The organism is Variovorax sp. GW821-FHT10B04, from assembly GCF_059415645.1.
The window spans coordinates 69316-80707 of record NZ_JBWKNQ010000012.1; the positions used below are offsets into that span (position 1 = coordinate 69316).

At 68.8% G+C, this 11392-nt stretch carries 10 protein-coding genes; 9 read left to right on the plus strand and 1 reads right to left on the minus strand.

Annotated elements, in window-relative coordinates; translation table 11 throughout:
- Positions 1-32 precede the first annotated feature (32 nt).
- Genes AC07PZ_RS24970 through AC07PZ_RS24980 form a run of 3 tightly spaced genes read left to right on the plus strand, consistent with a single transcriptional unit; the run spans position 33 to position 3499 of the window.
- Positions 33-1025 (plus strand): tripartite tricarboxylate transporter substrate binding protein, encoded by a 993-nt coding sequence (locus tag AC07PZ_RS24970; RefSeq protein WP_495297851.1) that lies wholly within the window; start codon positions 33-35, stop codon positions 1023-1025.
- Between the two features lie 12 nt (positions 1026-1037).
- A complete protein-coding gene (locus AC07PZ_RS24975) occupies positions 1038-2486 on the plus strand; it encodes an MmgE/PrpD family protein (protein WP_495297852.1) in 1449 nt (482 codons plus the stop codon).
- A gap of 26 nt (positions 2487-2512) precedes the next feature.
- Positions 2513-3499: a Bug family tripartite tricarboxylate transporter substrate binding protein gene (locus AC07PZ_RS24980; protein WP_495297853.1), complete on the plus strand. Its 987-nt coding sequence runs from the start codon at positions 2513-2515 to the stop codon at positions 3497-3499.
- Between the two features lie 33 nt (positions 3500-3532).
- On the opposite strand, the gene AC07PZ_RS24985 is transcribed toward AC07PZ_RS24980, so the two are convergent.
- Positions 3533-4408, minus strand: coding sequence for a pseudouridine synthase (locus AC07PZ_RS24985; protein ID WP_495297988.1), 876 nt, complete (start codon positions 4406-4408; stop codon positions 3533-3535).
- 278 nt (positions 4409-4686) lie between these two features.
- On the opposite strand from AC07PZ_RS24985, the gene AC07PZ_RS24990 reads away from it, so the two are divergent.
- From AC07PZ_RS24990 to AC07PZ_RS25015, 6 genes are all read left to right on the plus strand, one after another.
- The gene (locus tag AC07PZ_RS24990) at positions 4687-5475 is read left to right on the plus strand and encodes an NYN domain-containing protein (RefSeq protein WP_495297854.1); all 789 of its coding nucleotides are present in this window, start codon (positions 4687-4689) and stop codon (positions 5473-5475) included.
- Between the two features lie 164 nt (positions 5476-5639).
- Positions 5640-6308: a GntR family transcriptional regulator gene (locus AC07PZ_RS24995; RefSeq protein WP_495297855.1), complete on the plus strand. Its 669-nt coding sequence runs from the start codon at positions 5640-5642 to the stop codon at positions 6306-6308.
- Entirely contained in the window at positions 6305-7777 is a 1473-nt protein-coding gene (locus AC07PZ_RS25000; RefSeq protein WP_495297856.1) for a malonyl-CoA decarboxylase, read from the plus strand. Before AC07PZ_RS24995 ends, AC07PZ_RS25000 begins: the two co-directional genes overlap by 4 nt.
- A gap of 127 nt (positions 7778-7904) precedes the next feature.
- Positions 7905-8891 (plus strand): Bug family tripartite tricarboxylate transporter substrate binding protein, encoded by a 987-nt coding sequence (locus tag AC07PZ_RS25005; protein ID WP_495297857.1) that lies wholly within the window; start codon positions 7905-7907, stop codon positions 8889-8891.
- Positions 8892-8912: 21 nt separating this feature from the next.
- Complete coding sequence (locus AC07PZ_RS25010) at positions 8913-9677, plus strand: enoyl-CoA hydratase/isomerase family protein (RefSeq protein ID WP_495297858.1); 765 nt, start codon at positions 8913-8915, stop codon at positions 9675-9677.
- A 20-nt stretch (positions 9678-9697) separates the two neighbouring features.
- Positions 9698-11275: a malonate--CoA ligase gene (locus tag AC07PZ_RS25015; protein WP_495297859.1), complete on the plus strand. Its 1578-nt coding sequence runs from the start codon at positions 9698-9700 to the stop codon at positions 11273-11275.
- Positions 11276-11392 lie beyond the last annotated feature (117 nt).

The window sequence follows — 11392 nt, forward strand, 5'->3', positions numbered from 1 at the left end:
CCTCATCACCAGAACAACCACGAGACATTGCCATGCCAACCATTTCCATCCTGCGCGGACTCGGCGCCGCCTGCCTGGCGCTTCCGGCGCTGCTCGCCGTGCCGGCGTCGGTCTTCGCGCAAGGCCTTCTTGCACCCAAGCCCTTGCGCATCGTCGTCGGCTATCCCGCGGGGCAGACCGTCGACATCGTGGCCCGCAATTTCGCCGCGGCACTGACGAAGGAGCTGGGCCAGCCGGTGATCGTCGACAACCGCCCGGGTGCCAACGGCAGCATCGGCGCCCAGGAGGTGAAGCGGAGCGCGCCCGACGGCACCACGCTGCTGCTCGGCACGCTGGGCCAGATGGCCATCAACCCGACGCTCTACAAGAAGCTGCCGTACGACACGCTGAAGGACTTCGCCCCGGTGGCGCAGGTGAGCACCGGCGCCTTGCTGCTGGTGGCGACGCCGTCGTTCCCGCCGAACAACCTGCCGGAACTGGTCGTCTACGCCAAGGCGCGGCCGGGGAAGGTCGACTTCGCCTCGGGCGGCAACGGCATCACGGCCCATCTGGCGATGGTGGTGCTGGAGCGGCAGGCCGGGCTGCAGCTCAACCACATCCCCTACAAGGGGTCGCCCGCCGCGGTGAACGACGTCATGGCCGGGCAGGTGCCGATCATGTTCGACGCCATGGCCAGCACGCTGCCGCAGGTGAAGGCCGGCAAGCTGAAGGCGTTGGCCATTTCGAGCCTCAAGCGCAGTCCACAACTGCCCGGCACCGCCACTGTCGACGAGCAGGGCTTGAAGGGCTTCGACATCAGCTCGTGGGTCGGCTTCCTCGCGCCGGCCGGCACGCCGCCGGCCACGGTGAGCCTGCTGCACGACGCCATCCGGCGCGCGGCCGCCAGCCCGGAGATCCAGGAGTCGATCCGTGCCACCGGCGGCGAACTGGCGATCACCACGCCCGCGGAGTTCGGCCGCTTCCTGCATGCCGAGGTGCAGAAGTGGGGCCAGGCGGTGAACGACAGCGGCGTGCAGGTCGATTGAGGGGCAGCGCACATGCAGACTTCCAATCCTCACGCCACGCCCGCCCGCAGCGGGACGACCGACCCTGAAGGCCCCACCGGCCGCCTGTGCCACTGGCTTGCGGACTTCACGCTCGACCAGGCACCCGACTCCGCGCGCGAACGCGCCAAGGCGCTGACGCTCGACGGCATCGGCTGCGCGATCGTCGGTGCCCAGCTGCCGTGGTCGCGCACCGCCGCGGACATCGTGCGCAGGTTCGAGGGGCAGGGCGACCGCACGATCGTCGGCTGGGGTGCGCGCACCAGTGCGCCCGGCGCGGCGCTGCTCAACGGCACCTTCATCCAGGGCTTCGAGCTCGACGACTACCACCCGCTCGGCCCGTTGCACAGCGCATCCATCGTGCTGCCTGCGCTCTGGGCCGCCGCCGAAGGCGATCTGCCAGTGAGCGGCCGGCGCTTTCTCGAGGCCGCGATGGTCGGCTACGAGGTCGGCCCGCGCGTCGGCATGGCGCTGCACGGTGCGCAGATGCTGTCGCGCGGCTGGCATTCGGGTTCGGTGTTCGGCACGCACGCGGCGGCGGCGGCAGTCGGCAAGCTGCTGGGGCTCGATCCGGCGCGTTTCGAGGACGCACTGGGCCTGGCCGGCACGCAGTCGGCAGGGCTCATGGCGGCGCAGTACGAGGCGATGTGCAAACGCATGCACCATGGCTTCTCGGCGCGCAACGGGCTGTATGCCGCGGTGCTGGCCGAAGGCGGCTACACGGGCATCAAGCGGGTGTTCGAGCGCGAATATGGTGGGTTCCTGTCGACCTTCGGCGAAGGCCACGACCCGGACGCCTCGCAGATCACCGCCGGCCTCGGCACGCGCTGGGAGGTCGAGCGCATCGTGATCAAGCCCTACGCGGCCATGGGCGGCATCCACTCGCCGCTGGATGCGCTGTTCGACGTCGGTGCCCAGCGGCCGTTGAAGGCGGGCGAGATCGAGCGCATCGAATGCCATGTCTCGCATGCCGTGTATCACCACGGCTGGTGGGTGCCCGAGCGGCCGCTCACGCCGATCGGTGCGCAGATGAACATCGGCTACGCGCTGGCCGTGGCGGTGATCGACGGAGCGGCGATGGTCGCGCAGTTCTCGCCGGCCCGCATCGATGCCGACGACGTGTGGGCCTTGCTGCCGCGCATCGCCGTGTTGCACGAGCCGGCCTTCGATGCGGGCGGCCCGCTGGGCCGCGGCCAGACGCGGGTCGCGGTGACCTTCACCGACGGCCAGCGCATCGAGGTGCGGCGCAACGCGTCGCGGGCGATCGAGCATCCACAGGACAGCGACGCGGTGGCCGCCAAGTTCCGCGCGCTCACCGACGGCCTGATCGACACGCCGCGCCAGCAGGCGATCGAGCGCGCCGTGCGGTCGATCGAATCGCTGGGCGACGTGCGCGAGCTGCTGGCGCTGTTGGCGCCGGCCGTCCGGCCCGCTTTCGACTGAGCCCGTCAGAACGAGGAGACATTCGCATGCGCATTCCTTCTCTCCTGCTGCAGCGCCGCGCGCTGATGCTGGGCGCGGCCGCGTGGGCCGTGCTGCCGGCCGGCGCACGCGGCCAGGCCGCCTGGCCGGACCGGCCGATCCGGCTGGTGCTGCCGTTCTCGGCCGGCGGACCCGGCGACACCAACGTGCGCGCGATGGCGCAGGCCATGAGCCGGCTTCTGGGCCAGCCCATCGTGGTCGATAACCGGCCCGGTGCGGGCGGCATCATCGGCTCGGACATGGTCGCCAAGAGCGCGCCCGATGGCTACACGCTGCTGTCGGCGGGCAATGGCGCCATCGCGAATCCGCTGCTGCGCGTGAAGATGCCCTATGCCGACAGCGACCTCGTGCCGGTGGTCGCGACCAGCACGGCACCGTCAGTGATCGTCACCAGTGCGACGTCGAGCGTGAAGAGCCTCAAGGACCTGCAGGCCTACGGCAAGTCGAAGGGCGTGATCACCTTCGGCACCGCGGGCCCTGGCAGCACCGGCCACTTCGTCGCGGAGATGGTCCAGGAGGCGCTGGGCGTGCCGGTGACGGTCGTGCACTACAAGAGCGGCTCGCAGACCACCACGGCGCTGATCGGCGGTGAAGTCGACATCGCGTCGGAGGCGCCGATCGGCGTGGCCGGCTATGTGCGCGGCGGCAAGCTGCGCGCGCTGGCGCTCACCGCACGCGAGCGCAGTGGCGCGTTGCAGGATGTCGAGACCACGGTCGAGCAGGGCTTTCCGACGATCCAGATGCAGCACTGGGGCGGCATCTACGCGCCGAAGGGCACGCCACCGGCGGTCCTCGACCGCATCGCCGGCGCGGCCCAGCGCGCCTATGCGAGCGATCCGGAACTCATCGCCGTGATGGAGCGCGGTGGCGCGCAACCGATGCGAGGCGCGCGGCCCGATTTCGAACGCTTCGTCCGGACCGAGAAGGAGCGCCTGGCGAAGCTGGTCGCGGATTCGGGCATGAAGCTGGAATAGTCCGCGCGACCGGGGTGCGACGGCAGCGGCCGTTCAGCCTGCAAGCCGCAGCGTCGACGCGAAGCTGCGCGCCTTGCCGTTGCACGGGTCCGTGAAGGCGAGCGTCTTCGCCAGCAATTGCAGCGGCTGCGCATGGTCTTCGCGGTCGGCCGGCAGCAGTTCGGGGTAGATCGGGTCGTTGACGATCGGCATGCCCAGCGCGTTGCAGTGCACGCGCAACTGGTGCTTGCGGCCCGTGACCGGCGACAGGCTTAACCGGGCGCGGTGATCGCCCAGGCGTTCGATCAGTTCGAAGAAGGTCTCCGAATTCGGCTCGCCATCGGCCTCTGCCGTGCGCAGGAAGGACGCGTCCTGCACCAGCCGGCTGCGCCGTGCGGCGGGCAGCTGCATGCCGGCGGGCCAGTGGACGATCGCCTCGTAGTTCTTGTGCACGCCGCGATCCGCGAAGAGCTTCTGGTAGGCCGCTCGATCCCCTGGCTGCACGCAGAACAGCACCAGCCCGGCGGTACCGCGATCGATGCGATGGATCGGTGCCAGCGTGTCGATGCCGAGCTTGCGCCTCAGCCGCACCAGGAGGCTTTCCTGCAGGTACTTGCCGGTGGGCGTGACCGGCAGGAAATGCGGCTTGTCGGCCACCACCAGGTGCGCATCCTGGAACAGCAGCACCTCGTCGAAGGGGATGCGCGGCTCCTGCGCGATCGCACGGTAGTAGTACAGCCGCTGATGACCCTGATAGGGCGCATCGATGCCGATCGGCCTGGCCTGGTCGTCGACCACGTCGCCGGCCTGCATGCGTTCGCGCCAGGTGTCCCGCGCGATCCGCGGGAAACGCTCGCAGAGAAAGTCCAGCATCGTCGGCCACGGGCCGGCCGGCAGCCCGACGACGCTCGGGCCGACGCCGTTGCGCATGGGCAGGGGGCGGTCGGCGGGTGCGGCGGTGTCGAGAGGCGCTGCGGCGGGCAGGTGTGTGGAGGAGGCGGAGGGCACGGCGCATCGACTGTAGCCGCAGCGCGTCGCTGCGTTGAAGGTCCTGTTTGTCGATCGACCTTTCCGATGAGAGGGCGAGATTCGTGACAAGAACGCCGAAACCGACCCGTATGCCGGTGCGTACCAACGACAGAATGCCCGACGAGGTTGTTTTGCCGCTCAACGTGATCGCACTAAAATAGCGGCACCACTCCTCCTTTGTGGCGCCGTTCAGTTGGCGACTGCTTGGGAAGAAAAAACCGCCCGAGGGCGGTTTTTTCACGCCCGGATATTTTGGGGAGCCAGGGGTGGAGCAGAAGAAGACGGCCGTCTACGTTGATGGCTACAACCTGTATTACGGGCGCTTGAGAGGCTCTGCTTTCAAATGGCTCGACATGCCTGCGCTGTTCGATGCGTTGCTGAACACCCAGGATCCGACCTCGGTCGTGGAGGCCGTCAAATTCTTCACTGCGCCTGCGCTCGGCTCGTTCGCATCACACGGACAGGATTCCGTGGACGCCCAGGACAGCTATCACCGCGCGCTTGCGCATCGTCATCCTCGCCGGTTCTCGATCAAGCTTGGCAACCACAGCATGGATCGAAAGGGTGCGCTGATGCCGGCCTTCGTCGATGGGCAGCCCTACGATCGGCAGCGCTTGACGAGGGTATGGCGGATCGAGGAAAAAAAGACGGATGTGAACATCGCCATGGCGATGTACAGGGATGCCTGCAAAGGGCTTTTTGACCAGATCGTTCTGTGCTCCAACGACAGCGATGCGGAGCCGGCACTTGAAGCGCTGCGGGAGGACTTTCCTGCGATCGTGATCGGGCTCGTCACCCCGGTCAGGCCGCCAGCGGAAGGTTCAGCGCAGCGCCGGTTCAGTGTCAGCCTGGCAGCGCATGCGCATTGGACACGCAGATACATACTGGACGAGGAACTGGCCGCCGCGCAGCTCCCAGACATTGTTCCGACGAGGAAAAAGCCTGTCAGAAAGCCCGGTCATTGGTAGGCCGCGTGACGGCCACGACGTATGGTTGCCCGAGGTACGGGTTCGAGGGTTACCCCCAGCGGCACCGCCGTTGCCACGAACGACATGCCTTCCCATAATTACGCGTAATTACCGGAAATTACGGCGCCACTGCCCGACACATCGGGCGCGTCGCCACCAGCGCCATGCAACTCGTCCCCAACTCGCTGCACGACGAGGTCGCCACCCGGCTGCGGGAGGAGATCTTCTCCGGCGCGCTCGCGCCCGGCAGCTTCCTGGACGAGCTGGCGCTGTGCGAGCGGCTCGCCATCTCGCGCACGCCCTTGCGCGAGGCGCTCAAGGTGCTCACGGCCGAAGGCCTGCTGCGCCACGTGCCGCGCCGAGGCTGCTTCGTGGCCGAGGTCACGCAGCGCGATCTCGACGAGATCTTCCCGGTCATCGCGCTGCTGGAGGGCCGCTGCGCCTGGGAGGCCGCGCGCAACGCCAGCGACGCCGACATCGCCGCGCTCGAGACGCTGCACGAGCGGCTCTCACGGCATGCGCGCGCCAAGCGCATCAACGACTACTACGCGACCAACTTCCAGATCCACGAGGCCATCATCACGCTGGCCGACAACCGCTGGCTGGCGGGGGTGATCGGCGATCTGCGCAAGATCCTCAAGCTCGCGCGGCTGCAGCAATTGCGGGCGCCGGGCCGGCTCGAACAGAGCCTGTCGGAGCACCTCGCCGTGTTCGCCGCGCTGAAGGCGCACGACAGCGACGGCGCCGAAGCCGCCATGCGCACCCACCTGACCCGCCAGCGCGAAGCCCTGCGCGCGCTGGCCCTTCCACAGAAATCGAGGATCGTTTCATGAATGCTTCCACCTGGATCGCGAGCAAGGTCTCGCGCCTGAAACCCGGTGCGGGCGACGGCGATGCCGCGGCCGCCGACGGCGCCGCGGGCAAGAAGGACAAGGCCACGCCGGCCCTGCCGCCGCGATCGCTGGCCGAGCGGCTCGAAGCCACGCTGCGGCGCCACGGCGAAGGCATGGCGCCGCGCACGCTGCGGCGCGTGCTGGGCGAGCTCGAAGCCGTGCTCGATGCGCGCATCAGCGAAGTCGAGGCCGGCCGCCGCGCCTGCGAGATCGTGCGCTGGTATGCAGGCTGCGAGCCGGCCGAGCGCCGCGACCTGTGGCTGCTGATGAGCGAACGCTTCGCGCCCGACCCGAAGAAGCTGCGCACCGCGCGCGATCGGCACGAGGCCGCGGTCGGCACGCCGGACGAAGGCCAGGCCGAGGTGCAATTGCGCCGCGCGCTGTCGTCGCCGCGCGCGCGCCTGCTGCAGCGCTTCGCGATCGATCCGGGCGGCATGCGCTTCCTGGTCGACCTGCGCGCCGAACTGCTGCCGCAGCTCAAGTCCGACCGCCGGCTGGTGCCGCTCGATGCCGAACTCGAGCACCTGTTCTCCACCTGGTTCGACGTCGCCTTCCTCGAACTGCGGCGCATCAGCTGGGACTCGCCCGCATCGCTGATCGAGAAGCTGATCCAGTACGAGGCGGTGCACGACATCAAGAGCTGGTCGGACGTGAAGAACCGGCTCGACGACGGCGACCGCCGCTGCTATGGCTTCTTCCATCCGCGGCTGCCGAACGAGCCGCTGATCTTCGTGGAGGTGGCGCTGGTCGACCGCATCAGCGAAGGCATCGTGCCGCTGCTGGACGAGACCGCGGCGGTCGCGCATCCCGACAAGGCGACCACGGCGATCTTCTATTCGATCAGCAACACGCAGAACGGCCTGCGCGGCGTGAGCTTCGGCGACTCGCTGATCAAGCGTGTGGTCGAGACGCTGCAGGCCGAATTGCCCAAGCTCAAGACCTTCGCCACGCTGTCGCCGATCCCGGGCTTCCGGAGCTGGCTGGCGAAGAACGCGGGCGGCGTGCTGGACAAGCTCGACGGCAAGCGTGCCGCCGCGCTCGGCCGTCTGTTGGGCTCGCTGCCGCCGACGCCCGACCGGCTGCTGGCCGCGGCCGACGACGTGCTTTCGCTCGACGCGAAGTCGCCCGTGCGGCAACTGCTGCTGAACGCCGCGGCCGAGTACCTGGGACGCACGATGGTCGACGGCAAGCCGGCCGATCCGGTGGCGCGGTTCCACCTCGGCAACGGCGCGCGCGTGGAGCGCCTCAACTGGGCCGGCGATCCGTCGACGAAGGGCCTGAAGCAGTCGCACGGACTGATGGTCAACTACCTCTACGACCTGAAGCGGCTCGACAAGCATCGCGCCGCGCTGGCGCTGGGCAAGGTCGCCGTGTCGGGCGAGGTCGAGAGCCTGTTCCTCAAGGGCTGAGCCGGCGACGACGCCGGCCGGCACTCCCTGACGCAACGATTTCGAAGGATCGCTTTTCGAGGGCCGACACACGGCGCGCCACTGGCCCGGGCGCATTCGCAGTTCAACAACGACAGGAGACAAAGACATGACCCACTGCATTCAACGGCGCGACGTTCTGCGCCTGGCCGCCGCCGCGGCCGCACTTGGCGGCGGCGCCGTCCGGGCGCAATCGGGCTGGCCGACCCGGCCCGTGACGCTGGTGGTGCCGTTCCCCGCCGGCGGGGGCACCGATGCCTTCGCACGGCCGCTGTCGGCGCAGTTCACGCGGATCGCGGGCCAGACGCTGGTGATCGACAACCGCGGCGGCGCGGGCGGCACCGTCGGCGCCAGCGTCGCGGCCAAGGCCCAGCCCGACGGCTACACGCTGTTCATGGGTGCGGTGCACCATGCGATCGCGCCGGCGATCTACCCGAAGCTGGACTACGACATCGAGCGCGACTTCGTGCCGCTGATGCTGCTGGCCAACGTGCCGCAGGTGGTGGTGGTCAATCCGAAGCGCGTCACGGCCAACACGCTGCAGGAGTTCGTGGAGCAGGCGAAGAAGAACCCCGGCAAGCTCAACTACGCCTCGGCCGGCGCGGGCACGTCGCACCACCTGGCGGGCGAGCTGTTCAAGCTGCAGACCGGCACCTTCATCACCCACATTCCCTACCGCGGCGCGGGGCCGGCGCTGCAGGACCTGATCTCCGGCAACGTCGACGTGCTGTTCGACGGACTGGGCTCGTCGGCGCAGCACATCAAGGGTGGGCGCATCAAGGCGTTGATGGTGGCCGGCCGGCAGCGCAACGCCGCCTTTCCGGACGTGCCCTGCGCGGCCGAGGTGGGCCTGCCCGACTACACGGTGACGACCTGGTACGGCCTGTGGGCACCCAAGGGCACGTCGGCCGAGGTGCAGGCGAAAATCATCGACGACATGAAGAAGGCGCTCGCCACCGACGAGCTCAAGACCATCTGGGCCGCCAACGGCTCGGAAATCCCGAACCTCACGATGGCGGCCTACGGCGGCTTCGTGAACGCGGAGATCCGGCGCTGGGGCGAGGTCGTCAAGGCATCGGGCGCCAAACTCGAATAGCACTGCAAACACAGGATCTGCATGACCGGACAGGTAAGGACGCGCCGCGACGGCGCCATCGCTTTCGTGACGCTGGACCACCCGGGCCGGCTCAACGCCATGAGCCGCGCGATGTGGCGCGAACTGCGCGCGACCTTCGAGACGCTGTCGCAGGACGCGGCCCTGCGCTGCGTGGTCGTGCAGGGCGAGGGAGGCGCGTTCTGCGCGGGCGGGGACATCTCCGAGTACCCGTCCTTCCGGTTCGCGGAGCCGGGCCTGCGGGCGTTCCACGAAGACGAGGTCTGGGCCGCGCTGGCCGCCATGCTGGCCTGCGAGGTACCGCTGGTCGCACGGATCGAAGGCGCCTGCATGGGTGCCGGCATCGAGATCGCCAGCTGCTGCGACGTCCGGCTCGCGGGTGAGTCCGCGAAGTTCGGCGCGCCGATCGCCAAGCTCGGTTTTCCGATGGCGCCGCGCGAGGCGGCGCTGGTGCGCGGCGCCATCGGTGACGTGCTCGCGCGCGACATGCTGCTGGCCGCCGGCGTGCACGACGCGCGACGGCTGTACGACGCCGGCTTCCTGCTGCGCGTGCTGGCCGACGCCGACGTGGCCGACGCCGCGCTCGCGCATGCGCGCCGCATCGCCGGCCTGGCGCCGATGGCCGCGCGGCTCAACAAGCGCACCTTCGCGGCGCTGGCCGCGCCCTTGCCCGAGGCCCTGCTGGCCACGGCCTACGACTACGCCGATTCATCCGAACATCGCGAAGGCATCGCCGCCTTCATCGCCAAACGACCGCCCGTTTTCTGAGCCTTCGAGCACGACGCACCATGACCACTTCGGCCACTTCATCCACCACCAACGCCAACCTGTTCGCGGCACTGCGCGCCGCCTTTCCGGCCGACCTCGACGGCATCGCCGTCGAGACCGACGACGGGTTGTTCTATTCATGGCGCGACCTCGACCGCGCGAGCGCGATGGTCGCCAACCTGCTCGATGCACTCGAACTCGAGGCCGGCGCACGCATCGCCGTGCAGGTCGAGAAGTCGGTCGAGGCCATGATCCTGTACCTCGCGACCCTGCGCGCCGGCTATGTGTTCCTGCCGCTGAACACCGCCTATCGCGGCGCCGAGATCGAGTACTTCATCGGCAACGCCGAACCGGCCGTCGTGGTGTGCAGCAGTGCCAACACTTCGTGGGTCGGACCGATCGCGACGGCGGCCGGCACGCAGCATGTCTTCACGCTCGACGACGACCGCACGGGCACGCTGCTGGAGGTCGCGGCGCTGTGCAGCGACCGGCACACCATCGCGCAGAAGAGCGACGACGACCTGGCCGCGATCCTCTACACCAGCGGCACCACCGGCCGCAGCAAGGGCGCGATGCTGACGCACCGCAACCTGCTGTCGAACGCGCAGGTGCTCAAGGACTACTGGGGCTGGCGCGGCGTGGCGGAGGGCGGCGACGTGCTGATCCACGCCTTGCCGATCTTCCACGTGCATGGCCTGTTCGTCGCCATCCATGGCGCGCTGATCAACGGCAGCAAGATGATCTGGCTCAACCGTTTCGACCCGAAGCGCGTGGTCGCGCGCCTGCCCGACGCCACCGTGTTCATGGGCGTGCCGACGCTCTACGTGCGCATGCTGGCCGAGCCCGGCCTCACGAAGAAGGCCTGCGCGCGCATGCGGCTGTTCATCGCCGGCTCGGCGCCGCTGCTGATCGAGACCTTCGGCGAGTGGCGCGAACGCACCGGCCACACGATCCTCGAGCGCTACGGCATGAGCGAGACCGCGATGCTCACGTCCAACCCCTACAGCCCGGTGCAGGGCGAGCGGCGCGGCGGCACGGTCGGCTTCGCGCTGCCGGGCGTCCAGCTGCGGGTGCGTTCGTCGGAGGAAGGCCGTGAAGGGCTCGATTGCGGCACCGACGAGATCGGCAACATCGAGGTCGACGGGCCGAACGTGTTCGCGGGCTATTGGCGCATGCCGGAGAAGACGAAGGAAGAGTTCACCGCCGACGGCTTCTTCAAGACCGGCGACGTCGGCAAGATCGACGGCCTGGGCTACATCACGATCGTCGGGCGCAGCAAGGACCTGATCATCAGCGGCGGCTACAACGTGTACCCAGCCGAGATCGAGGGCTACATCAACGAGCTGCCCGGCGTCGCGGAAAGCGCGGTGGTCGGCGTGGCGCACGCGGACTTCGGCGAGGTCGGCGTGGCGATCGTGATCGCGAAGCCGGGCGCGGTGGTCGACGGCGACGCCGTGCTCGCCACGCTGAAGGCCAGGCTCGCCAACTTCAAGATCCCGAAGCGCTGCTTCGTGGTGTCCGAGCTGCCGCGCAATGCGATGGGCAAGGTCCAGAAGGCGTTGCTGCGCGAGCAGCACAAGGATCTGTTCAAGCGCTGAGCTCAGGGTTATTCCGGCAAGTCAGCCGGTGGTCAGGCACGAGTTTCGAGTGCCTGGATGTTTTGGGGCCGAAAACCGCGTTATCGCGCCGATTTCGGGCCCGGCGTGTGGGTAGGG